Source organism: Shinella agrisoli (assembly GCF_046557955.1).
In the GTDB taxonomy this organism is placed as follows: Bacteria; Pseudomonadota; Alphaproteobacteria; order Rhizobiales; family Rhizobiaceae; genus Shinella.
The window spans coordinates 121,356-142,966 of record NZ_JBJIEP010000008.1 but is presented as its reverse complement, the minus strand read 5'-3'; the positions used below and the strand labels follow the sequence as shown (position 1 = coordinate 142,966).

The following is a 21,611-nucleotide window of genomic DNA, read 5'->3' as shown; positions in this document are numbered from 1 at the left end:
CTTTTCCAAGCCGTTTCAGGGCCGGGCGGATCAGGTGCCCTCGTCGGGAATGTTCAGCACATGGCCGCAGGCCTTGCAGTGCACCGCGTCCGCCTCGTGGCGCGACAGGCCGCATTGCGGGCAGGGAAAGGTGACCTTGTAGGGCCGCACGATCGCCTGCGCGAGGCGCACGAAGAGCGAGATGCCGACGATCATGGTGACGATGGAGGTGAGCTTGCCGAGCGTGCCGGGCAGCGTGATGTCGCCGAAGCCGGTGGTGGTGACGGTCGCGACCGAGAAGTAGAGCGCATCGACGAAACCCTCGAAGCCCTTCGCGCCGTAGAAGAAGTTGCTGTAGACGAAGCCGGCGATGAGGAAGAGGAAGACGAGGAAGTTCACGCAGGCCTGGATGACGTCTTCCTTGTCGCCGTGACCCGTGCGGCGGAGCGTCAGCGTCACGAGCTTGCTCTGGCTGATCGCCCAGATGCGCAGGACGCGGAGGAAGGCGAAGTTGTGCAGCTGGTTCGGGAACAGGAGCGTGCCGAGGATGACGATGTCCACCCAGGTCATCGGCCGCATCGCCCAGTAGCGCAGGTTCGGGGCGATCAGGGCCCGCGCGCCGAGCTCGCAGGCGATGATGGCGGCGATCGCGTAGTCGACGATGATATAGGCGGGCCCCGTGCGCAGATAGGGGCCGGCGATGAAGAAGACCAGTATCGCGATATCGACCAGCAGCATCGCGGCCTGGAAGCGGACCGCCTCGCGGTCGCGCCCGAAATAGAGCCCGCGCAACTGCCGGCGCGCCCGTTCGAGGAAGGATTGCGGTTCGGCGGCGTGCAGCGGCTTTTCGGTCATGGAAGGAGACTAGCGCCCGGCGGGCGCCGGTCAAGCGGCGCGCCGGGTCAGGTCAGCTTCCAGGCGATATAGACGAGCGTCGCCGCGATGATCCAGAGCGCCAGGCGGCCGGATCGGCTGTGGCGGGCCTCCGAGCGGCCGATCGCCTCGGCGGTTTCCGCATCGAAGCGCAGGCCCTTTTCGGCCATCGCGGTGAGATCCTGCGAGAACTTCTCCGCCTTGGCGGCGATTTCCGGCGCCGCCTCGGCGAGCCGCAGGGCGGCATGGGCGCCGTCGCGCAGGTCCGTCAGCAGCCGCCTGGGCCCGAGATTGTCTCGGATCCAGCCGCCGACGACGCCCTCGGAGGCCTTCCACATGTTGAAGCGCGGGTTCAGCGTGCGCGACACGCCCTCCACCACCACCATGGTCTTCTGCAGCATGACGAGCTCGGTGCGGGTCTCCATGTCGAAGAGGTCCGTCACCTCGAAGAGCAGGGTGAGCAGCTTGGCCATGGAGATCGTCTCGGCCGGCTGGCCGTGGATCGGTTCGCCGATCGCGCGGATCGCCTGGGCGAAGCTCGCCGTGTCGTGGTGCGAGGGCACGTAGCCCGCCTCGAAATGCACGTCGGCGACGCGCTGGTAGTCGCGGGTGATGAAGCCGTAGAGGATCTCGGCGAGGAAGCGGCGCTCCTTCTTGCCGAGGCGTCCGACGATGCCCATGTCGACGGCGACGATTACCCCTTGCGGGTCGACGAAGAGGTTGCCCTGGTGCATGTCGGCATGGAAGAAGCCGTCGCGCAGCGTGTGGCGCAGGAAGGACTGGATCAGCGTGTCGGCGAGCCTGTCGAGGTCGTGGCCGGCGGCGCGCAGGCCTTCGACATCCGACATCTTGATGCCGTCGATCCACTCCATGGTGACGACGTCGCGCCCCGTGCGCTCCCAGTCGACCTTCGGCACGCGGAAGCCGGGATCGTCCCTGGTGTTCTCCTCCAGTTCGGAAAGGGCGGCGGCCTCCAGGCGAAGGTCCATTTCCACTTTCGTCGTCTGCTCCAGCGTGCGCGTCACCTCCACCGGCTTCAGCCGCCGCGTGTTGGGCAGGATCCTTTCCTGAAGGCGCGAGGCCGCGTACATGGCTTCGAGGTCGTGGGCGAAGCGCTGCCGCACGCCGGGCCGGATGACTTTCACGGCAACCCGCCGCTCGCCGTTCGCATCCCGCACGGTCGCGGGATGGACCTGCGCGATGGAGGCGGCGGCGATCGGGTCGTCGAAGCTGGTATAGAGCTCGCCGAGCGGCCGGCCGAGCGAGCCCTCCACCGTGGCGATCGCCTCCTCGCGCGGAAAGGTCGCCATGCGGTCCTGGAGCGCCGAAAGGTCGACGGCGATCTCGGCGCCGACGACATCCGGGCGTGTGGCGAGGAACTGGCCCATCTTCACATAGGAGGGGCCGAGGCGTTCGATGGCGCGGGCGAAGCGGTAGCTGCGGTCCTCCCGCGCGGCGCGGCGGCGTTCGAAGAGGCCAGCAAAGGCATGGGCCGTGCGGGCGAGCGGCGGCATGCCCTCGGTCGGCAGCGCCGAAACGACCCCCTCGCGCACGAGGATCCAGCCCACGCGGGCGAGGCGGAGATAGGCGCCGACAACGCTCATGCGGAAAGGCTGTCCTTGGAGAGGAAAAGGGCCATGCTCACAGCTTCCAGCCCGAATGCAGCGCCGCGATGCCGCCGGTATAGCTGGTGTAGGTGACGCGCGAGAAGCCGGCCTTGCGGATCATCGCCGCAAAATCCTCCTGGTTGGGGAACTTGCGGATCGATTCCACGAGATACTGGTAGGGCTCCGCATCGCCGGTGATCATCTTGCCGAACTGCGGGATCGCCTTGAACGACCAGGCGTCGTAGAACCTGTCGAGCAGCGGCATCTCCACCTCGGAAAATTCTAGGACGAGCAGCCGCCCGCCGCGCTTCAGCACGCGATGGGCCTCCGACAGCGCGACGTCGATGCGCGGCACGTTGCGGATGCCGAAGGCGATCGTGTAGGCGTCGAAGCTGCCGGCCTCGAAGGGCAGCGCCTCGGCATTGGCCTCGACGAAGTCGAGATTGGCCGAAAAGCCCTTCTTCGCCGCGCGGTCGGCGCCGACGGAAAGCATGGAGCCGTTGATGTCGAGCACCGTCGCATGCGCCAGGCGGCCGGACGCCTCCACGATGCGGAAGGCAATGTCGCCGGTGCCGCCGGCAACGTCCAGCACCTTGTAGGAAGGATCCTTGCGCGGGTTGAAGCTCGCGATCATCGCGTCCTTCCAGGCCCGGTGCAGGCCGGCGGACATGACGTCGTTCATGATGTCGTAGCGCTTGGCGACCTTGTGGAAGACGTCGTTGACGAGCGCCTGCTTCTCGCCCTCCCGCACCTCGCGGAAGCCGTAGGAGGTCTCCATGCCGCCGTCTGCGGATGTGCGCTGTTCCGTCATCGTCGTCTCCATGGCAGGTCTTGCGGGCGGATTGCCGCAAGACCATAGCGAATTGGCGTCGGGCGCGCTATCTGAACACCGCGACCCGCGCTTCGCCGGGTATATAGGACATAGATTGCCGATAGGGAAATGCCGGACCGCGGCAAATGCGCCCAAGGCTGAATCGGCTTCAAGGAGGCAAGCATGCCGGAACTGCCGGAAGTGGAAACGGTGCGGCGCGGGCTCGCGCCCGTCATGGAGGGGGCGCTCATCCGCCGCGCGGAATTGCGCCGTCCGGACCTGCGCTTTCCGTTCCCGCCGTCCTTTTCCGAGGCGCTCTCCGGACGCCGCGTCGTTTCGCTCGGCCGGCGCGCCAAGTACCTGCTGATCGACCTCGACGGCGGCGATGTGGTGATCGCCCATCTCGGCATGTCCGGCTCCTTCCGGGTGGAGGGGGCCGGCCTCGACGCCCGCACGCCCGGCGATTTCCACATCCCGCGCAGCAAGGACGCGCGCCATGACCACGTCGTCCTCCATCTGGAGACGGCAGAGGGGGAGCGCCGCGTCGTCTACAACGATCCGCGCCGCTTCGGCTTCATGGACCTTGCGCGCCGAGAGAACCTTGCCGGCCACGCCTTCTTCCGCGATCTCGGCGCCGAGCCGACCGGCAACGCGCTCGATGCCGACTACATCGCGGCAAGGTTCCGCGGGCGCCAGGCGCCGCTGAAGGCGGCGCTGCTCGACCAGAAGAACATCGCCGGCCTCGGCAACATCTATGTGTGCGAGGCGCTCTGGCGCGCGCATCTTTCGCCCGAGCGGCTGGCCGGCTCGCTGGTGACGGCGGCGGGCAAGCCGAAGAAGGAGCTCGTCGCGCTCACGCAGGCGATCCGCCAGGTGATCGCCGACGCGATCGAGGCCGGCGGCTCGACGCTGCGCGACCATATCCGCGCCGACGGTTCGCTCGGTTACTTCCAGCATTCCTTCTCCGTCTATGACCGCGAGAAGGAGCCTTGCCGCACGCCCGGCTGCACGGGCATCATCGGCCGCATCGTGCAGTCCGGCCGGTCGACCTTCCATTGCGCCGTCTGCCAGAAATAGAGTGATGCCTGGAATGTGCGCAGCGCCTTGCGCACGGCATCGCGTAACGGGAACGAGGAGAGATACATGGCCCCCGAAGCTGCCTATGAAACCCTGCTGGTGGAGACGCGCGGGCGCGTCGGCCTCGTCACGCTCAACCGGCCGCAGGCGCTGAACGCGCTCAACCGCCGGCTGCTCGACGAGCTGAAGGACGTGCTCGCCTCCTTCGAGGCGGATGCCGGCATCGGCGCGGTCGTCGTCACCGGCTCGGAGAAGGCTTTTGCCGCCGGGGCGGACATCAAGGAGATGCAGCCATACGGTTTCGCCGAGGCCGCGGTGGAGGACCTTGCCGCCGGCTGGGACGACGTCGCCGCCTTCCGCAAGCCGTTGATCGCCGCCGTCAGCGGCTTTGCGCTCGGCGGCGGCTGCGAGCTCGCGATGATGTGCGATTTCATCATCGCGTCGGAGACGGCGAAGTTCGGCCAGCCTGAAATCACGCTCGGCATCATTCCTGGCATGGGCGGCACGCAGCGCCTCACGCGCGCCATCGGCAAGTCGAAGGCGATGGACCTCATCCTCACCGGCCGGATGATGGACGCGGCGGAGGCCGAACGTTCCGGCCTCGTCGCCCGCGTGGTGGCACCGGAAAGGCTCCTCGAGGAGGCGCTCGCCGCGGCCGAGAAGATCGCCAGCCACTCCATGCCCGCGACCATGATGGCCAAGGAGGCGGTGGGCCGTGCCCATGAGACGGTGCTGTCGGAAGGCATGCGGGCCGAGCGCAGGCTGTTCCATGCGCTCTTTGCGACCGAAGACCAGAAGGAGGGCATGGCGGCCTTCATCGAAAAGCGCAAGCCCGCCTTCCGCAACCGGTGATTCCGGCGTTCGGCGTTTCTTGCAGAATCCGCGTTGACGCCATCGCGGTTTCCGGCTATACGCCGCCCACAGTTTGGAAAGCCGAACTCCAGGGTTTTCCGATATTGCTCCCGAATTGCTTGGATGACAGGTCGCAGTGACCCGGCACGGCGAGGGCGGAGTTTGTGTCAGATTTCTGAAGAGAGGCATCGATGGCCAATACAACCTCGGCAAAGAAGGCGACCCGTAAGATCGCCGCGCGCACCGCAGTCAACAAGTCGCGCCGCTCGCGCGTCCGCAACTTCATCCGCAAGGTCGAAGAGGCGATCGCATCCGGCGACCAGGCTCAGGCCGCTGCCGCTCTGAAGGCTGCCCAGCCGGAACTGATGCGCGCTGCCACGAAGGGCGTCCTTCATTCCAACACGGCATCCCGCAAGGTTTCGCGTCTGGCGAACCGCGTGAAGACGATGTCGGCCTGATCGCCATCGAGCTATGCAATATTAGAAAAAGCCCGGTGCTTGCGCCGGGCTTTTTCTTTGTTTTTCCGCCCCGCCATGGTTAATGCGCAAGGCTTGATCGTGTCAAAAGAGTGACGAGAAAAATCATTTAAATTCAGTTGCTTGCGGGAGGTTATCCCCGCCGTTCGCCCCTTTCGTTGCGAGAGTTTGACAGCAATTTGAGTCAAGCGAATTTTTATTTTTTTCGTTTTCGGGGGCTTCCGAAAGCGGCCTGAAAACAAAGCCATTGATTCGTAATGGATTCTCCTTCCGGGGGTGATTCCGAGTCAGGAACGGGCTTGCGAGTCAACGCCCGCCCCTTAATTTTGCGTAAAATTCGTGATTGATCTTGATGCCTGATCCTGCCTAAATGCTTTCCACAGGGGGCGCGGACACAAGCCTTAAATGATCGCCGAATGACTGTCTTTCAGGGCAGAAGCGGCGGTTGTTTGTCCCCTGTAACGGAGCGGCTCCGCTTCGTAAAATCATCAAACTGGCAAAGCTTGCTCCAGATGCTTCCGGCACCCTGGTAAAGGCTTTTTGTGACCTTCGGTTGCGCCGGTTTGGCCGCGAGGACGGCCGGATGATGAGGGCATGCCTGCCGGGCGCTCTAACGAGGGAGCGGGCGGCGAGGTTCACAGGCGGGAATGCGGGATCGGGCATGATGCCGGATCGAGCGGAACCGAATTGTGTTTGAGAAACAGGGATTGCGCCGGAGGTAGGGGGCCGGTGCGGTCGGGGCACCAGATCCCGGACCGGGCTATGGCTCGGCACGGCCGGGTGATGGCAAACATGAAAGGCGCCGGCAGGAATGCCGACGTGGCGAAGAAGCATGAAAGGCGGCAAGATGCAGATGAATACGGCCAGAACGGCTGGTGCATTCGCAAACGGGGAAAATGCACGACAGGCGCTCCCGCAAGAAGGGGTGCAGGAAGCGGCGGGGGTTCCATCCGACATGAAGCAGGACGCGCTTTTCGAACGGGTCAGTGCGCGCCTGAAGGCGCAGGTTGGTCCGGACGTTTTCGCGAGCTGGTTCGGTCGCCTCAAGATCCATTCGGTTTCCAAGAGCGTCGTGCGCCTCTCGGTGCCGACGACCTTCCTGAAGTCCTGGATCAACAACCGCTATCTCGATCTCATCACCAGCCTGTTCCAGCAGGAGGATCCGGAGATTCTCAAGGTGGAGATCCTGGTGCGCACCGCCACCCGCGGCGTCCGTATCAGCGCGGCCGATGAATCGGCCGCCGCCGAGCAGCCCGCCCCGCAGGCCCAGCCGCGCCGTCCGTCCGGCGGTCCGCAGCCCGTCGCCAGCGCCGCCGCCTCCATTGCCGCCACGGCCCAGCCGCGCGTCCAGTCCGGCCCGCTCTTCGGCTCGCCGCTCGACCAGCGTTATACGTTCGACGCCTTCGTGGAGGGCACCTCGAACCGCGTCGCCCTGGCGGCCGCCCGCACGATCGCGGAGGCCGGCGCCGGTGCCGTCCGCTTCAACCCGCTCTTCGTCCATTCCAGCGTCGGCCTCGGCAAGACGCACCTGCTCCAGGCGATCGCCATCGCGGCGCTGTCGAGCGCCCGAAACCCGCGCGTCGTCTATCTCACGGCCGAATATTTCATGTGGCGCTTCGCTACCGCGATCCGCGACAACGACGCGCTCTCCCTCAAGGAGACGCTGCGCAATATCGACCTGCTCGTCATCGACGACATGCAGTTCCTTCAGGGCAACTCGATCCAGAACGAGTTCTGCCACCTCCTGAACATGCTGCTCGATTCCGCGCGGCAGGTCGTGGTCGCCGCCGACCGTGCGCCGTGGGAGCTGGAATCGCTTGATCCGCGCGTGCGCTCGCGCCTTCAGGGCGGCGTCGCCATCGAGATGGAGGCGCCGGACTACGAGATGCGTCTCGAAATCCTCAAGCGCCGGCTCGCGGCCGCGCAGCAGGAGGACCAGACCCTCGACATCCCGGTCGACATCCTCAGCCACGTCGCACGCAACATCACGGCCAGCGGCCGCGAGTTGGAAGGCGCCTTCAACCAGCTGCTCTTCCGCCGCTCCTTCGAGCCGAACCTGACGATCGAGCGCGTCGACGAACTGCTCGGCCATCTGGTCGCTGCCGGCGAGCCGCGCCGGGTGCGCATCGAGGACATCCAGCGCGTCGTCGCCAAGCATTACAACGTCTCGCGCCAGGAACTGGTCTCCAACCGCCGCACCCGCGTCATCGTCAAGCCGCGCCAGATCGCCATGTACCTGTCGAAGACGCTGACGCCGCGCTCCTTCCCGGAGATCGGCCGCCGCTTCGGCGGGCGCGACCACACGACCGTGCTGCACGCCGTGCGCAAGATCGAGGAGATGATCGCGGCCGACACCAAGCTCAGCCACGAGATCGAGCTTCTGAAGCGGCTGATCAACGAATAGGGCCACCGGCTCCTCCGCTCCGCGGGGAAACCTCGGGCTGAAGGCGGCGGGCCCAGCCGGCTCTCAGCTTCCCCGCACCGCCCGCGCCTCTTCGGTCAGCCATTGCCTGAGCGCCGCGACGGCGGGCCGGTCGAGTGCGCCGGGCGGATAGACGATGTAATAGGCGAGCCCCGTCGTGACGCCGCGTGAGAAGGGCGCCACGAGCCGCCGCTCCTGGATTTCCCGCGCCACCAGCGAAAGACGAACCAGCGCCACGCCGTCGCCGGCCTTCGCCGCTTCGATCGCGCCGTTGCTGTCGGTGAAGACGGGGCCGCGCAGCGCGTCGATGCCGGTCACGCCCATCGCCTCGAGCCAGAGCCGCCAGTCCTGCCGGTGCACGTCGTGGATCAGGACGTGGCTGGCGAGATCGGCGGGTTCGTCGAGCGGCCGGCTTTCCCGCAGCGCCGGAGCGATGACGGGCACGAGGTCGTCGTCGAGCAGCCGTTCGCTGACGAGGCCCTCGTAGCGGCCGAAGCCGTGGCGGATGGCGATGTCGACCCCGTCGCGGGCGAAATCGACGAGGCGGTTGGAGGCGCTGATGCGGATGTCGGCGCCGGGCACGCGTTCCTCGAACTTCGGAAGCCGCGGTACGAGCCATTGGGCGGCGAAGGTCGGCGTGCAGCTGATCGAGAGCGTCGCCGGCGACTTGGCGCGGGCGAGGAGTTCCTCCGTTGCCTCGCGCATCATCCGGAAGGCCGAGCGCATGGCCTTGAAGTACCCTTCGCCGTTCTCCGTCAGTGCCAGCTGGCGGGGGCGCCGCTCGAACAGGCGCACGCCGAGCGATTGCTCCAGCTCGCGGATCTGCAGGCTGACGGCGCCCGGCGTGACGTTGAGCTCGCCCGCGGCCAGCGTGACGCTCAGATGCCGCGCGGCCGCTTCGAAGGCGCGCAGGCCGGACAGGGAGGGAAGGCGACCGTTCATGGTTTAGTTTTCCTCGCGATAGGAGCGAAATATCATCGTTTGTACGGGATGGAAATTATCGGAATGATAGCGCGAATGCCGGGGCCCTGCACCCCGGCCGTGCCGATCAGTTTAGAAAATTTCCGGAAAGGTCCGTCCATGGCCAGCCGTCCCATGTCCCCCGTCGAATGGGGTCTGCTTATCGCTCTCTCGCTCCTGTGGGGCGGATCGTTCCTGTTCAACGGCATTCTCGTGCGCGAACTGCCGCCCTTCACCATCGTCACCGCGCGTGTGGCGCTGGCGGCCCTTGCGCTTTGGGCCATCGTGCGGCTTTCCGGCCATGCGGTTCCGCGCAGCCGCGAAGCCTGGTTCGCCTTCTTCGGCATGGGCGTGCTCAACAACATCATCCCCTTCTCGCTGATCGTCTGGGGCCAGACGCATATCGCGAGCGGCCTTGCCTCGATCCTCAACGCCACGACGCCGCTCTTCGCGGTGATCGTCGCCCATGTGCTGACCGAGGACGAGAAGATGACGGGGGGCCGGCTCGCCGGCGTGCTTGTCGGCTTCCTCGGCGTGGCCTTGATGATCGGCCCGTCGGCGCTCGGCGATCTCGGCACCAATGTGCTCGCGCAGCTTGCCGTGCTCGGCGGCGCCGTCTCCTATTCGATCGCCGGCATTTTCGGCCGCCGCTTCCGCAGCATGGGTCTGCCGCCCCTGCTGCCGGCCGCCGGGCAGGTGACGGCGTCTGCGCTGCTCATGCTGCCGGTGGCGCTCCTCATCGACCGGCCGTGGGCGCTTTCCGCGCCGTCGCCGGAAGCCTGGGCCGCCCTTTTCGGCCTTGCGTTCCTCGCAACGGCGCTCGCCTATGTCATCTTCTTCCGCATCTTGGCGACGGCGGGGGCGACGAACCTGATGCTCGTCACCTTCCTCATTCCCGTCAGCGCCATCCTGCTCGGCGCGCTGGTGCTGGGCGAGGTGCTGGCGCCGAAGCATTTCGCCGGCATGGCGCTGATCGCCGTCGGGCTTGCGGCGATCGACGGCCGGCTCCTGCGCCTCGTCAGGGAAAGACGCCGGCCGCTCGGCTCGGACGCCTGAGGCCGTTCAGCAGGCGAGGTCCGCAACGACTGCGTCGAGGATCAGCATGCCGGCCGGCGTACAGCGCAGCCGCGAATTGCCGATCCGCTCGATGAAGCCGTGCTCGATGAGGAACCGTTCGCGGTCCGGATCCGGGTCGCGGCCGGAAAGGGTCTGCCAGCGGGCGAGGTCGACGCCCTCCTTGAGGCGAAGGCCCATCAGCAGCAGCTCGTCGGCCTGCGCCTCGCGCTCCAGCAGCTCCTGGTCGACCATGCCGTGGCCCTGCGCCTCGACGAGGCCGAGCCAGCCTTCCGGACGCCGTTCCGTCGCGGTGGCGATCTTCGCGCCGCCGGTGGTGAGGCGGCCATGGGCGCCGGGGCCGATGCCGACATAGTCGCCGTAGCGCCAGTAGGTGAGGTTGTGGCGGCTCTCCGCGCCGGGCCTCGCATGGTTGGAGACCTCGTAGGCCGGCATGCCCTCGCGCTCGGTGATCTCCTGCGTCGCCTCGTAGAGCACGGCGGATTGCTCGCCGTCCGGCACCACCAGCTTGCCGGCCTTGTGAAGGCCGTAGAAGGGCGTGCCCTCCTCGATGGTGAGCTGGTAGAGCGAGAGGTGGTCCACGGCGTAGGAGACGGCCTCCTTCAGCTCGCGGTCCCAGTCCGCCACCGTCTGGTTCGGGCGGGCATAGATGAGGTCGAAGGACATGCGCGGGAAGATGTCGCGCGCAAGACGGATCGCCTTCAGCGCGTCGGCGACGTCATGCAGCCGGCCGAGGAACTTGAGGTCCCGGTCGTTCAGCGCCTGCACGCCGAGCGAGACGCGGTTGACGCCGGCCGCGCGGTAGCCGCGGAAACGCTCGGCCTCGACGCTGGAAGGGTTTGCCTCCATGGTGATCTCGATGCCGTCCGGCACGTGCCAGTGGCGGGCGATGCCGGAAAGGATCGCGTCCACCGTCTCCGGCGCCATCAGCGAGGGCGTGCCGCCGCCCATGAAGATGCTGGTGACGCTGCGCGGGCCGGTCAGCCGGCGCATCGCCGACATTTCCCGGAGGAACGCCTGCACGAAGCGCGGCTGGTCGACCGGCTGGTGGCGCACATGGCTGTTGAAGTCGCAATAGGGGCATTTGGCGGCACAGAACGGCCAGTGCACATAGATGCCGAAGCCGGGATCGAACATGTCCGCTCCCGTGCCCGGCCGGATGTCGAAGGGCACCGCCGTCATCGGCCTTCAAGCCTTCAGGCAGGTTTCGACGAAGAGCTTGAAGGCGCGGGCGCGGTGCGAAAGCGCGGCCGCATCGCCCGGCTTCCAGCCATGCTTTTCTTCCGCGCTCATCTCGCCGAAGGTCGTCTCGTAGCCTTCGGGCTGGAAGACCGGATCGTAGCCGAAGCCCCTCTTCCCGCGCGGCGGCCAGACGACATGGCCTTCCACCTCGCCGCGGAAGAGCTCCGTATGGCCGTCCGGCCAGGCAAGGCACAGCACGGAGACGAACCGCGCGGTGCGGTCCTCGGGCTTGGTCGCATTCTTCTCGTTGAGCGCTTTTTCCACCTTCTCCATGGCCATGGCGAAGTCGCGCGTGCCGTCCTCCTTCTCCGCCCAGTTCGCCGTATAGACGCCGGGCGCGCCGCCGAGCGCGTCGATCACCAGGCCGGAATCGTCCGAAAGGGCGGGAAGCCCCGAGGCCCTGGCGGAGGCGAGCGCCTTGATCGTCGCGTTCTCCTCGAAGGTCGTGCCCGTCTCGTCCGGCTCCTCGAAGTTCAGCTCGGCGGCGGATTTCGCGGAGAAGCCGAAGGGGCCGATCAGGTCCTCGATCTCGCGGATCTTGCCCGCGTTGTGGCTGGCGACGACGATCGTCTTGGTGTCGAGCTTGCGCATGGTGGTCCTTACGTGATGTTCCACAGGCCCGGCTCGGCACATTCGAGGCTGTTGCCGGCGGGGTCGCGGAAATAGATGGAGCGGGCGCCGTTCGGCCAGCGGAAATCCGCTTCGATGGCAATGCCCGCGTCTTCGAGCTTTTTCACCCAGAAATCAAGGTCCGGCCCCGGCACGCGGAAGCAGGCATGGCCAGGCCCGGCCGCCCCGTGCACCGGTACGGGAAAGGCACCCGGCGGCGGCGGGTTGACGGTCTCCTTCGGGTTGAAGATCAGGAGGACGCCGGGGCCGCAGCGGAAGAAGACATGGCGGTTCGCCTGCCGCGTGATTCTTTCGAGCTCCAGGATGCCGCCGTAGAAGGCCTCCGCCGCGTCGAGGTCGTCCGCATAGAGCGCGGTTTCGAGAATGCCTTCGATCGCGGCCGCCATGGGGAACCTTTCGTCAGGCGATCGCCTGCTTCTGCAGGGCGACGAGTTCGGCGATGCCGCTGCGGGCAAGCGCCAGCAGCGTGGAGAATTCCTCCTCCGTGAACGGCTTGCCCTCCGCGGTGCCCTGGATTTCGACGATGCCGCCCGAGCCGGTCATGACGAAATTGGCGTCCGTCTCGGCGGCGGAATCCTCCAGATAGTCGAGGTCGATGACCGACTGGGCGGCGAAGATGCCGCAGGAAATCGCGGCCACGTGGTCCTTGAGGACCTTCTCCACCTTGATCATGCTGCGCGCCTCCATCCACTTCAGGCAATCGTGCAGCGCCACCCAGGCGCCGGTGATGGATGCCGTGCGGGTGCCGCCGTCCGCCTGGATGACGTCGCAGTCGACGGTGATCTGGCGTTCGCCGAGGGCTTCGAGATCGACGACCGCGCGCAGCGACCGGCCGATGAGGCGCTGGATCTCCTGCGTGCGCCCGCCCTGCTTGCCGCTCGCGGCCTCGCGCTTCATGCGCTCGCCGGTGGCGCGCGGCAGCATGCCGTATTCCGCCGTCACCCAGCCCTTGCCGCTGTTGCGCAGCCACGGCGGCGTCTTCTCCTCGAGGCTCGCCGTCACCAGCACGTGCGTGTCGCCGAACTTGACGAGACAGGAGCCTTCGGCATGCTTGGAAACGTTGCGCTCGAAGGAAACCTTGCGCATCTGATCGGTTTTTCTGCCGGACGGCCGCATTGCGAACTCCTGTATGAGGTATCTGGGAAGCTGCTTTAGACCAGTTCGCCGAGCGAGGGAATGGCGATGCGCCGGACACGCGGAAAATCCGTTTTGCGCTGTCCCGCGAAATCACTATATTCCTGACGGATAACAGGGTTGCAGCAGAAAGATGGTTTTGAAGAGGTCTCCGGGTCCTGACAGCCAGGCGGCGCTCGACGAGCGTTCGGGCGAAATCTTCCGCCGCATCGTGGAAAGCTATTTGGAAAGCGGCGAGCCGCTCGGTTCACGCAACCTGTCGCGCATCCTGCCCATGTCGCTCTCGCCCGCCTCCGTGCGCAATGTCATGAGCGACCTTGAGGAACTCGGCCTCATCTACTCGCCGCATGTCAGCGCCGGGCGCCTGCCGACGCAGCTCGGACTGCGCTTCTTCGTCGACGCCTTCATGCAGGTCGGCAATATTTCGGCGGAGGACCGCGCCTCGATCGAGCGCCACGTGCGCCCGCACGGCCAGAAGCATGCCGCCGTCGAAACCCTGATGAACGAGGCGAGCCAGGCGCTTTCCGGCATGTCGCGCGGCGCCGGGCTCGTCATCACCACGAAAAACGACGCCGTGCTGAAGCATGTCGAGTTCATCCGGCTCGAGCCCACGAAGGCGCTCGTCGTTCTCGTCGGCGACCATGACCAGGTGGAAAACCGCATCATCGATCTGCCGGCGGGGGTCACGAGCTCGCAGCTTACCGAAGCGGCGAACTTCCTCAACGCGCACCTTGCCGGCAACACGCTGGTCGAGGCGCGCGCGCAGCTGGAGCGGCTGCGCGGCGAGATCAGCCGCGAACTCGACAAGCTCTCGCAGGACCTCGTCGAGCGGGGGCTTGCGGTCTGGTCCGGCGGCCTTGAGGACGGCAAGCCGACGCGGCTCATCGTGCGCGGCCGGGCGAACCTGCTGGAAGGGCTTGCCGGCGCCGAGGACATCGACCGGCTGCGCATGCTGTTCGACGACCTGGAGCGGAAGGACAGCCTGATCGAACTCCTGAACCTCGCCGAGGCGGGGCCGGGCGTGCGCATCTTCATCGGCTCGGAGAACAAGCTCTTCTCGCTTTCGGGCTCCTCGCTCATCGTCGCGCCCTACCGCGACAGCGAGGAGAAGATCGTCGGCGCCGTCGGCGTCATCGGGCCGACGCGCCTCAACTATTCCCGTATCGTGCCCATGGTGGATTATACGGCCCAGCTCATGTCGCGGCTTTCGCGCTGAACGGGCGTAATACGGCCACCGGCCCTTGATTTTTCAGGACCAAAGCTCGATATCGGGCGCAACCCCTCAAAATGCAATTCGGAGTACGTCATGACCGACGAGACCAAGAAACACGGACCTGACGAAGCGGCGGAGAACAGCGCCGCCGTGGAAGCGCCCGCCCCGGAGGAGGCCGCCGTTGAGGCGGATGCCCCGGGCGAGCCCGATCCGATCGGGGTTCTCAAGGCCGAGAATGCCGACCTCAAGGATAAGTATCTGCGCCTTGCCGCCGAGATGGACAACCTGCGCCGCCGCACCGAGCGCGACGTGAAGGATGCCAAGTCCTACTCCGTCGCCGGCTTCGCGCGCGACATGCTGGCCGTATCCGACAACCTGCGCCGCGCGCTCGACGCCATTCCGGCGGAAGCCCTGGAAAGCGGCGATGCGGGCCTGAAGGCACTGGCCGAAGGCGTCGAGATGACCGAGCGCTCCATGCTCGCCGCCCTGGAACGCCACGGCGTGCGCAAGCTCGACCCGATGGGCGAGAAGTTCGATCCGAACTTCCACCAGGCCATGTTCGAGGTGCCGAACACGGATGTCGCCAACAACACGGTCGTCCAGGTCGTGCAGGCCGGCTACGTCATCGGCGAGCGCGTGCTGCGCCCGGCGATGGTCGGCGTGTCCAAGGGCGGCCCCAAGGCGCCCGCAGGCGAGGCGAGCGCTGCCCAGGCCTGATCCTCGTTCTTGCGCATAAAGAAAAACCGGCGGTCCGAGAACCGCCGGTCAGGCTGCTGAAACAGGGCCGCAAACCTCTCCTCCGTCATGCTCGGGCCTGACCCGAGCATCCACCTGCGTCGGGTGGCGCATGGATCCTCGGGTCAAGCCCGAGGATGACGGCAGTGGGCGGGGCGAGGTTTTCAACACATTGACCGGCGGTTCCCAAACCGCCGGTTTTTTCATGCCGGACGCCTCAGGCCGCGTTGGACGCGTGCTCCTCGCTGAGGCAGGCATAGATCGCGCTCTCATTGTCGGAAGCGCGCAGCTTTGCGACCATCGTGGGGTCACGCAGCACGCGGGCGATGCGCGAGAGAGCCTTGAGGTGGTCCGCGCCCGCGCCTTCCGGGGCCAGGAGCAGGAAGACGAGGTCGACCGGCTGGTCGTCCAGGGCCTCGAAGTCCACGGGGGTTTCGAGTCGTGCGAAGAGGCCGGTGATCTGCGAAAGCTCCTTCAGCTTGCCGTGCGGAATGGCGATGCCATTGCCGACGCCGGTCGAACCGAGCCGCTCACGCTGAAGGATAACGTCGAAGATCTCGCGTTCCGGAATCCCGGTGATCTTTGCCGCTTTTGTCGCCAGTTCCTGAAGCAGCTGCTTCTTGGAGTTGGCCTTCATCGCCGGAATAATCGCACTCTGCTGCAGCAAACCTGCCAATGCCATGCTTTTGTCCTCGTGCGCTGCGTGAAGGGTTTCTTAGGAAATGTGGTGCCGTTTCCGGCACCACGCTCCCGTCACTCAGCCTTTGATATTGGCTGCGTCGATCCAGCCAATATTGCCGTCGTTGCGTCGGTAGACGATATTGAGCTGCTCCGACCCGGCGCTGCGGAAGAGAAGAACCGGCTCGTCCGTCATGTCGAGCGCCATGACGGCGCTTGCGACGGACATGGTCCTGAGTTTCTTCGTGCTTTCCGCGACGATGGTCGGCGCGTAGTCCTCGGGAAGCTCGTCGTCCTCGTCGGGGACCGAATCCATCACCGTGTAGGCCACTTCCGCAAAGGCGTCGTGGCCGTTGCCGTTGTGGTGTGCCTTGAGTTTGCGCTTGTACCGGCGCAGGCGCTTCTCGATCCGTTCGGAGGCTGCCTGGAAGGCTGCCAGAGGGTCGTTTGCTTCGCCATTCGCCTGCAAGGCCATGCCCGTATCGAGATGGATCTTGCAGTCCGCGCTGTACCGCGATCCCGCTTTTTCCACGGTGACCTGGCTCGAATATCCTCCGTCAAAATATTTGGTTACGGCCTCTCCCACCTGCTCTTCGATGCGCTGACGGAAAGTTTCGCCGATTTCCATATGTTTACCGGATACACGCACACTCATGGAGGTTTCCTCTCTTTCGTGATTTGCGCGCAACAGTCTATTCCAACCTCACCCACGTTCCAAGCTTTTCACGCATGCGATGGATTTTGCGCCGCATGCTGCAAAAAAGCGGGAATATGTCTGGAATTCCGGGCTGCCTTCTCTTCAGAATTGGGGCGCGCATTAGCCCTTCCCGACGGCGAAGTCAATCGGGATTGAGGCTCTGTTAACTTCTTGAGGTGTGGAACGCGGCTTTCCCCGGCTTTGTTTCAGGAACCGGCCGCCTTGGCGAGCGCCCGTTTTTCCCGGCGCCGCTGCACGGAGGAGGGGATGTTCATCGCCTCGCGGTATTTCGCGACCGTCCGGCGGGCAAGGTCGACCCCGCCCTTGCGCAGGATGTCGACGATGTCGTCGTCCGAGAGCACCGCGTCGGGGGATTCCTGCGCGATCATCGTGCGGATGCGGTGGCGTACGCTCTCGGCCGAATGGGAATCGCCGCCCTCCGCCGAGCCGATCGACACGGTGAAGAAGTACTTGAGCTCGAAGAGGCCGCGCGGCGTCAGCATGTACTTGTTCGAGGTGACGCGGCTCACCGTCGATTCATGCATCTTGATCGCCTCGGCGACCGTCTTCAGGTTCAGCGGGCGCAGGTGGTCGACGCCGTGCATGAGGAAGGCGTCCTGCTGGCGCACGATCTCGCTCGCCACCTTCATGATGGTGCGGGCGCGCTGGTCGAGGCTGCGCGCCAGCCAGCTGGCCGTCTGCAGGCATTCGTTGAGGAAGGCGTGGTCCTCGCTGTCGCGGCTCGTGCGGCTGGAAACGGCGGCATAGTATTCGCGGTTGACGAGCACGCGCGGCAGCGTGTCGGCGTTGAGTTCGACATGCCAGGTCCCGTCCGGGGCCGCGCGCACGATGATGTCCGGCACCACGGCCTCTAAGGCGCCCGTCTCGTAGCGCGTGCCGGGCTTGGGATCGAGCTTGCGGATTTCCGCCAGCATGTCGAGCAGGTCGTCCTCGCCCACGCCGCAGAGCTTCTTCAGCGTGGCGAAGTCGCGCCGGGCGAGCAGTTCGAGGTTGTCGATGAGCGCGGCCATGGCCGGATCGAGCCGGTCGAGAGCCTTTAGCTGGATCGCGAGGCATTCGCCGAGCGACCGGGCGAAGACGCCGGGCGGGTCGAGCTCCTGGAGGCGGAAGAGCACGCGCTCGATCTCGGCGACGGGCTTGCCGAGGCGCAGCGCCGTCTCGGCCGTGCTGCCCTGGAGATAGCCGGCCTCGTCGAGCTGGTCGACGAGATGCTGGGCGATCAGCCGGTCGACGGGGTCGGAGAGGACGAAGGGGATCTGTTCGTTCAGCACGTCGCGCAGCGTCTTGCGGGTCGCCACGAAGTCGTCGAGGTCGTAGCCTCCGCCGTCCTCGCCGCCCGGCATGGACTTCCACTGGCCGATGAGTTCCGGCGCGTCCGCGGCGCGCGGGCCGGCGTCGTCCGGAAAGACGTTGTCGAGGCCGCCGTCGAAGGTTTCGGCTGCGCCGCCCGCGGTGCCGGCGGTGGCCGAATCGTAGAGGTCGGGCTGGAAGCCCTCGTCGGAGCCCGCATTCTCGGCATGCCCGCGCTCCTCTCCCGCGGGGAAATGCTCGTCGGCGCCGCGGCCGTCGTCGTTCGGCGCGACTTCGAGGAGGGGGTTTTTCTCGACTTCCTGCTCGATGAACTGGTTGAGCTCGAAATGCGTCATCTGCAGCAGCTGGATCGACTGCATGAGCTGCGGGGTCATGACCAGCGACTGGCTTTGACGCAGGAAGAGGCTGGCTGCGAGTGCCATTCGGACGCTTTACTCCCCGGAAAAGCGCCCCTCGGCCGTCATGGCGGGGCGACAGGATCCAACTGGCCCAAAAATTGCTTTTTTGAGAAGTTTGGTCAAGTCGCGGCCGGAAACTTGGTGAAGATCGCGGCCGCAGGCCTCAAAGGCTGAAATTGTCGCCGAGATAGAGGCGGCGAACGTCCGGATTGCTGACGATGTCGTTCGCTCGGCCGTGGGTCAGCACCTCGCCGGCATGGATGATGTAGGCGCGGTCGATGAGGCCGAGCGTCTCGCGCACGTTATGGTCGGTGATGAGCACGCCGATGCCGCGCGAGGTGAGGTGGCGCACCAGCGCCTGGATGTCTGCGACCGAGATCGGGTCGACGCCGGCGAAGGGCTCGTCGAGCAGCATGAAGGTCGGGTCGGTGGCGAGCGCCCGGGCGATTTCGAGGCGGCGGCGTTCACCGCCCGAGAGCGCGACGGCCGGCGACTTCCTGAGGTGCGAGATCGAGAATTCGGCAAGCAGGCTGTCGAGCTTCTGCTCGCGCCGCGCCCTGTCCTTGTCGTGCACCTCCAGGACGGCGCGGATGTTCTCCTCCACCGTCAGGCCGCGGAAGATCGAGGCTTCCTGCGGCAGGTAGCCGACGCCGAGGCGCGCGCGGCGGTACATCGGCATCGTCGTGACGTCGTGGCCGTTGATCTCGATCGAGCCCTCGTCGACGGGCACGAGCCCGGTGATCATGTAGAAACAGGTCGTCTTGCCCGCGCCGTTGGGCCCGAGCAGTCCGACGGCCTCGCCGCGGCGCACGACCAGCGACACGCCGTTGACGACGCGGCGGTCGCGGTAGGTCTTTGTCAGCCCGCGGGCGATCAGGGTCCCCTCGTAGCGCGAGAGATCGACGCTGCGCTGCGGCTCCTGCGCGGCCTTCTTCTGGCGGCGCGTCAGACGGGTGAGCAGGGAGGAAGACACGGGGAAGGCGCTATATCAGTTCGTTTGCTTGCGGGATTTCGGGTCGAGCTGGATCATGACGCGTCCGCCGCAGGCGTCGAGCTTGGCTTCGCCGGTGCGCATGGTGACATGGAGCTGGCAGCCGACGAAGACGTTCTCGCCCTCCGAAAGCACGACCTTCTTGCCCTTCAGGAGCAGCGTCTCGTCGACGAGGTTGAAGGTGCCCGTATCGGCCGTCGCCTCCTGGGTCTCGGATTTCAGGTAGACCTTGTCGAAGACGTCGATCTTCTCGATGTCGGCATCGCCGCTGGCGACCGAGCCGCCGCCGGACTTGTAGTAGACGACCATCTTGCCGGCCTGCAGCGTCGTCGTGCCCTGCACGACCTTCACGTTGCCGGTGAATTCGGCCTTGTTCTCCTGGTCGCGGATCTCCAGCTTGTCGCTCTGGATCTGGATCGGCTGGTCGTTCGACAGTTCCATGCCCTTCATTCGGCTCGACGTCTGCTGGGCGCCGGCGTGGCCCGCGGCAAGCGCGAAGCCCGCGGCAAGAACGAAGAGGCTGGCAGCCCGAACGGGGGCGGAGAGAGTGGCGGACATGGCGCTCTTACTTTTCTCGGTTGCGGATGGCGGCAGGATCGACGTCGACGACGACCTTGCCTTCAAAGACGACGACCCGGCCTTTATCCGTCATTCGCAGCGACTGCGCAACAATGGATGCGGCGGACGAACGGATTGAAACGGGCTCGTCCGTCGACATGGTCCCGCCGTTGATGTCGAGGTGGGCGGAACGGAACGCCGCCTCGAGGCCCGTGTTGAGGTTGATGGTGAAGGGCGCGAGCATGTCGAGCAGGTTGCGCCCGCGGTCGTAGACGCCCGTCTTGGCGATCACCTCCGCGACCGTCTTCTCGTTGACGGGCATTTTCGCCGTGATGTTCTCCAGCGTGATGACGTCGGGATGCTTCATGTCCTGGAGCGCCCGCTCGGCCTTCATCGAGTAGCTGATGCCGTCGTCGTTGCGCCCGGCGATGGCCGGGTTGCGCATCACGATCTTGCCGTCCTCGATGGAGGCGCTTTCGACCTGGAGCTCGGAAGGGATGTAGGTGCGCACGATCGAGACGATCGCGAAGATCGCGCCGATGATCAGGGCGGCGACGGGCAGGGCGATCTTCAGGAAGCGCACGCGCGCGGAATGCCGCGTCGCGAGGCGGTAAGCCTCGGCGGAAACGCCCATGCCCTGTGCACCCGTCGTCGGTGCTTCTGTCACGCTGTCCAGCATACTGCCTGCTTGAGTTTCAGCTCCGGCCTTCGCCGCGGGTATGGCGGGCCGTATCCATAACGGGCCCCATATGGCGATTATTCCTGAACAAACAATGGATGTCCAAGAAACTTCGGCGACGATTTGCCATTTGTGCGGGGAATGCCATATCGATAGGGCTTTCTGCAAGCCGTCATCGGCGTGCAGGCTCCGCACGATATTTTCGGGAATCGTGCGGGGAACGGAATATCGAGGACAGTAGATGGACCAATCCACCATAGCAGACCGCCGGCAACTGCGCCGCAAGCTCACCTTCTGGCGCGTTGCGGCCATCCTGATCGCGCTTGTCGCCGTCTTCGCCGCGGCCGCCTGGCAGTGGCGGGGCAGCGGGGCGGGCGATCACATCGCGAGGGTGAAGATCTCGGGCATCATCCAGGACGACACGGAGCTTCTGGAACGGCTTGACCGCATCGCCCGCAACGACCGGGCAAAGGCGCTCGTCGTGACGATCGCCTCGCCCGGCGGCACCACCTACGGCGGCGAGGTCATCTTCAAGGCGTTGCGCAAGGTGGCGGAAAAGAAGCCGGTCGTTTCGGACGTGCGAACCCTCGCCGCCTCGGCCGGCTACATGATCGCGACCGCCGGGGACACGATCGTGGCGGGCGAGAGCTCGATCACCGGCTCGATCGGCGTGCTCTTCCAGTATCCGCAGATGAAGGATCTGATGGACAAGATCGGGGTGTCCCTCGAGGAGATCAAGTCCGCGCCGTTGAAGGCCGAGCCCTCGCCGTTCCATCCGGCGAGCGAGGAGGCCAAGACGATGATCCGCGCCATGGTGATGGACAGCTACGACTGGTTCGTCGATCTCGTCGCGGAACGCCGCAAGCTGCCCCGCGCCGAGGTCCTGCGCCTCGCCGACGGCAGCATCTTCACCGGCCGCCAGGCGCTTTCGGCCAGGCTCGTCGACAGGCTCGGCGGGCCGGAGGCGGTCCGCGCCTATCTCGACGAGCGCAAGGTGCCCGCCGACCTGCCCTTCGTCGACTACGAGGCGCCGAACCGTTCCGGCCTGCCCTTCATCGGCGGCAGCCTGCGCGAATTTGCCCGCTCCGTCCTCGGTCTGCCGCTCGACCTTCAACCGACGATCGAAAAGCTGGCCGGCGAGAAGTTGTTTCTTGACGGTCTGGTCTCGGTTTGGCAGGTTGATCGCGATTGAA

Annotated in this window: 22 protein-coding genes; 8 read left to right on the top strand and 14 right to left on the bottom strand. The window is 65.9% G+C overall.

Annotation, left to right across the window (positions count from 1 at the left end):
• Nucleotides 1-30: 30 nt before the first annotated feature.
• From ACIIOY_RS10835 to ubiE, 3 genes are read right to left on the bottom strand one after another with little or no spacing between them, the layout of a single operon-like run.
• Entirely contained in the window at nt 31-834 is an 804-nt protein-coding gene (locus ACIIOY_RS10835) for an ion channel (protein WP_411034667.1), read from the bottom strand.
• A gap of 47 nt (nt 835-881) precedes the next feature.
• Nucleotides 882-2,456 (bottom strand): 2-polyprenylphenol 6-hydroxylase, encoded by a 1,575-nt coding sequence (gene ubiB, locus ACIIOY_RS10830; protein WP_411034666.1) that lies wholly within the window; start codon nt 2,454-2,456, stop codon nt 882-884.
• Nucleotides 2,457-2,493: 37 nt separating this feature from the next.
• Entirely contained in the window at nt 2,494-3,270 is a 777-nt protein-coding gene (ubiE, locus tag ACIIOY_RS10825; protein WP_411034665.1) for a bifunctional demethylmenaquinone methyltransferase/2-methoxy-6-polyprenyl-1,4-benzoquinol methylase UbiE, read from the bottom strand.
• A gap of 183 nt (nt 3,271-3,453) precedes the next feature.
• Between ubiE and mutM the strand changes: the two genes are divergently transcribed.
• The 4 genes from mutM to dnaA all read left to right on the top strand — a co-directional run bounded on the left by mutM (nt 3,454) and on the right by dnaA (nt 8,079).
• Complete coding sequence (mutM, locus tag ACIIOY_RS10820; RefSeq protein ID WP_411034664.1) at nt 3,454-4,347, top strand: bifunctional DNA-formamidopyrimidine glycosylase/DNA-(apurinic or apyrimidinic site) lyase; 894 nt, start codon at nt 3,454-3,456, stop codon at nt 4,345-4,347.
• A 66-nt stretch (nt 4,348-4,413) separates the two neighbouring features.
• Nucleotides 4,414-5,199: an enoyl-CoA hydratase gene (locus tag ACIIOY_RS10815; RefSeq protein ID WP_411034663.1), complete on the top strand. Its 786-nt coding sequence runs from the start codon at nt 4,414-4,416 to the stop codon at nt 5,197-5,199.
• Nucleotides 5,200-5,390: 191 nt separating this feature from the next.
• Nucleotides 5,391-5,657 carry a 30S ribosomal protein S20 gene (gene rpsT / locus ACIIOY_RS10810; protein WP_411034662.1) on the top strand — a complete coding sequence of 89 codons (267 nt, stop codon included), beginning with the start codon at nt 5,391-5,393 and terminating at the stop codon, nt 5,655-5,657.
• A gap of 850 nt (nt 5,658-6,507) precedes the next feature.
• A complete protein-coding gene (gene dnaA, locus ACIIOY_RS10805) occupies nt 6,508-8,079 on the top strand; it encodes a chromosomal replication initiator protein DnaA (protein ID WP_411034661.1) in 1,572 nt (523 codons plus the stop codon).
• 63 nt (nt 8,080-8,142) lie between these two features.
• Here dnaA and gcvA read toward each other — a convergent pair whose 3' ends face one another.
• Nucleotides 8,143-9,039 carry a transcriptional regulator GcvA gene (gcvA, locus tag ACIIOY_RS10800; RefSeq protein WP_411034660.1) on the bottom strand — a complete coding sequence of 299 codons (897 nt, stop codon included), beginning with the start codon at nt 9,037-9,039 and terminating at the stop codon, nt 8,143-8,145.
• Nucleotides 9,040-9,177: 138 nt separating this feature from the next.
• On the opposite strand from gcvA, the gene ACIIOY_RS10795 reads away from it, so the two are divergent.
• On the top strand, nt 9,178-10,113 hold the full coding sequence (locus tag ACIIOY_RS10795) for a DMT family transporter (RefSeq protein WP_411034659.1): 936 nt from the start codon (nt 9,178-9,180) through the stop codon (nt 10,111-10,113).
• A 6-nt stretch (nt 10,114-10,119) separates the two neighbouring features.
• On the opposite strand, the gene hemW is transcribed toward ACIIOY_RS10795, so the two are convergent.
• The 4 genes from hemW to rph are packed head-to-tail and all read right to left on the bottom strand — an operon-like array spanning nt 10,120 to nt 13,119.
• Nucleotides 10,120-11,313 (bottom strand): radical SAM family heme chaperone HemW, encoded by a 1,194-nt coding sequence (gene hemW / locus ACIIOY_RS10790; RefSeq protein ID WP_411034658.1) that lies wholly within the window; start codon nt 11,311-11,313, stop codon nt 10,120-10,122.
• Between the two features lie 6 nt (nt 11,314-11,319).
• On the bottom strand, nt 11,320-11,964 hold the full coding sequence (gene rdgB, locus ACIIOY_RS10785) for an RdgB/HAM1 family non-canonical purine NTP pyrophosphatase (RefSeq protein WP_411034657.1): 645 nt from the start codon (nt 11,962-11,964) through the stop codon (nt 11,320-11,322).
• Between the two features lie 8 nt (nt 11,965-11,972).
• Nucleotides 11,973-12,389, bottom strand: a complete 417-nt coding sequence (locus ACIIOY_RS10780) for a VOC family protein (RefSeq protein WP_411034656.1) — start codon at nt 12,387-12,389, stop codon at nt 11,973-11,975.
• 13 nt (nt 12,390-12,402) lie between these two features.
• Complete coding sequence (rph, locus tag ACIIOY_RS10775; RefSeq protein ID WP_411034655.1) at nt 12,403-13,119, bottom strand: ribonuclease PH; 717 nt, start codon at nt 13,117-13,119, stop codon at nt 12,403-12,405.
• Between the two features lie 157 nt (nt 13,120-13,276).
• Here rph and hrcA point away from each other — a divergent pair, with 157 nt between their 5' ends.
• Entirely contained in the window at nt 13,277-14,353 is a 1,077-nt protein-coding gene (gene hrcA, locus ACIIOY_RS10770) for a heat-inducible transcriptional repressor HrcA (RefSeq protein WP_411034654.1), read from the top strand.
• A 90-nt stretch (nt 14,354-14,443) separates the two neighbouring features.
• The gene (gene grpE, locus ACIIOY_RS10765) at nt 14,444-15,067 is read left to right on the top strand and encodes a nucleotide exchange factor GrpE (protein ID WP_411034653.1); all 624 of its coding nucleotides are present in this window, start codon (nt 14,444-14,446) and stop codon (nt 15,065-15,067) included.
• 235 nt (nt 15,068-15,302) lie between these two features.
• On the opposite strand, the gene ptsN is transcribed toward grpE, so the two are convergent.
• The 6 genes from ptsN to lptC form a co-directional block, all read right to left on the bottom strand.
• Nucleotides 15,303-15,767, bottom strand: a complete 465-nt coding sequence (ptsN, locus tag ACIIOY_RS10760) for a PTS IIA-like nitrogen regulatory protein PtsN (protein WP_411034652.1) — start codon at nt 15,765-15,767, stop codon at nt 15,303-15,305.
• 75 nt (nt 15,768-15,842) lie between these two features.
• Nucleotides 15,843-16,418 carry a ribosome hibernation-promoting factor, HPF/YfiA family gene (gene hpf / locus ACIIOY_RS10755; protein ID WP_411034651.1) on the bottom strand — a complete coding sequence of 192 codons (576 nt, stop codon included), beginning with the start codon at nt 16,416-16,418 and terminating at the stop codon, nt 15,843-15,845.
• A gap of 248 nt (nt 16,419-16,666) precedes the next feature.
• Entirely contained in the window at nt 16,667-18,214 is a 1,548-nt protein-coding gene (gene rpoN / locus ACIIOY_RS10750; protein WP_411034650.1) for an RNA polymerase factor sigma-54, read from the bottom strand.
• A gap of 139 nt (nt 18,215-18,353) precedes the next feature.
• Nucleotides 18,354-19,151: an LPS export ABC transporter ATP-binding protein gene (lptB, locus tag ACIIOY_RS10745; RefSeq protein ID WP_411034758.1), complete on the bottom strand. Its 798-nt coding sequence runs from the start codon at nt 19,149-19,151 to the stop codon at nt 18,354-18,356.
• Nucleotides 19,152-19,178: 27 nt separating this feature from the next.
• Nucleotides 19,179-19,739: an LptA/OstA family protein gene (locus ACIIOY_RS10740; RefSeq protein WP_411034649.1), complete on the bottom strand. Its 561-nt coding sequence runs from the start codon at nt 19,737-19,739 to the stop codon at nt 19,179-19,181.
• Nucleotides 19,740-19,746: 7 nt separating this feature from the next.
• Entirely contained in the window at nt 19,747-20,418 is a 672-nt protein-coding gene (gene lptC, locus ACIIOY_RS10735; RefSeq protein ID WP_411034648.1) for an LPS export ABC transporter periplasmic protein LptC, read from the bottom strand.
• A gap of 241 nt (nt 20,419-20,659) precedes the next feature.
• Here lptC and sppA point away from each other — a divergent pair, with 241 nt between their 5' ends.
• Complete coding sequence (sppA, locus tag ACIIOY_RS10730; RefSeq protein WP_411034647.1) at nt 20,660-21,610, top strand: signal peptide peptidase SppA; 951 nt, start codon at nt 20,660-20,662, stop codon at nt 21,608-21,610.
• The last annotated feature ends 1 nt before the right edge of the window (nt 21,611 follow it).

Excerpts from the sequence above, each read along its gene's own strand:
- ACIIOY_RS10835 (WP_411034667.1), bottom strand. The coding sequence starts at position 834 with ATGACCGAAAAGCCGCTGCACGCCGCCGAACCGCAATCCTTCCTCGAA.
- ubiB (WP_411034666.1), bottom strand. The coding sequence starts at position 2,456 with ATGAGCGTTGTCGGCGCCTATCTCCGCCTCGCCCGCGTGGGCTGGATC.
- ubiE (WP_411034665.1), bottom strand. The coding sequence starts at position 3,270 with ATGACGGAACAGCGCACATCCGCAGACGGCGGCATGGAGACCTCCTAC.
- mutM (WP_411034664.1), top strand. The coding sequence starts at position 3,454 with ATGCCGGAACTGCCGGAAGTGGAAACGGTGCGGCGCGGGCTCGCGCCC.
- ACIIOY_RS10815 (WP_411034663.1), top strand. The coding sequence starts at position 4,414 with ATGGCCCCCGAAGCTGCCTATGAAACCCTGCTGGTGGAGACGCGCGGG.
- rpsT (WP_411034662.1), top strand. The coding sequence starts at position 5,391 with ATGGCCAATACAACCTCGGCAAAGAAGGCGACCCGTAAGATCGCCGCG.
- dnaA (WP_411034661.1), top strand. The coding sequence starts at position 6,508 with ATGAAAGGCGGCAAGATGCAGATGAATACGGCCAGAACGGCTGGTGCA.
- gcvA (WP_411034660.1), bottom strand. The coding sequence starts at position 9,039 with ATGAACGGTCGCCTTCCCTCCCTGTCCGGCCTGCGCGCCTTCGAAGCG.
- ACIIOY_RS10795 (WP_411034659.1), top strand. The coding sequence starts at position 9,178 with ATGGCCAGCCGTCCCATGTCCCCCGTCGAATGGGGTCTGCTTATCGCT.
- hemW (WP_411034658.1), bottom strand. The coding sequence starts at position 11,313 with ATGACGGCGGTGCCCTTCGACATCCGGCCGGGCACGGGAGCGGACATG.
- rdgB (WP_411034657.1), bottom strand. The coding sequence starts at position 11,964 with ATGCGCAAGCTCGACACCAAGACGATCGTCGTCGCCAGCCACAACGCG.
- ACIIOY_RS10780 (WP_411034656.1), bottom strand. The coding sequence starts at position 12,389 with ATGGCGGCCGCGATCGAAGGCATTCTCGAAACCGCGCTCTATGCGGAC.
- rph (WP_411034655.1), bottom strand. The coding sequence starts at position 13,119 with ATGCGGCCGTCCGGCAGAAAAACCGATCAGATGCGCAAGGTTTCCTTC.
- grpE (WP_411034653.1), top strand. The coding sequence starts at position 14,444 with ATGACCGACGAGACCAAGAAACACGGACCTGACGAAGCGGCGGAGAAC.
- ptsN (WP_411034652.1), bottom strand. The coding sequence starts at position 15,767 with ATGGCATTGGCAGGTTTGCTGCAGCAGAGTGCGATTATTCCGGCGATG.
- hpf (WP_411034651.1), bottom strand. The coding sequence starts at position 16,418 with ATGAGTGTGCGTGTATCCGGTAAACATATGGAAATCGGCGAAACTTTC.
- rpoN (WP_411034650.1), bottom strand. The coding sequence starts at position 18,214 with ATGGCACTCGCAGCCAGCCTCTTCCTGCGTCAAAGCCAGTCGCTGGTC.
- ACIIOY_RS10740 (WP_411034649.1), bottom strand. The coding sequence starts at position 19,739 with ATGTCCGCCACTCTCTCCGCCCCCGTTCGGGCTGCCAGCCTCTTCGTT.
- lptC (WP_411034648.1), bottom strand. The coding sequence starts at position 20,418 with ATGCTGGACAGCGTGACAGAAGCACCGACGACGGGTGCACAGGGCATG.
- sppA (WP_411034647.1), top strand. The coding sequence starts at position 20,660 with ATGGACCAATCCACCATAGCAGACCGCCGGCAACTGCGCCGCAAGCTC.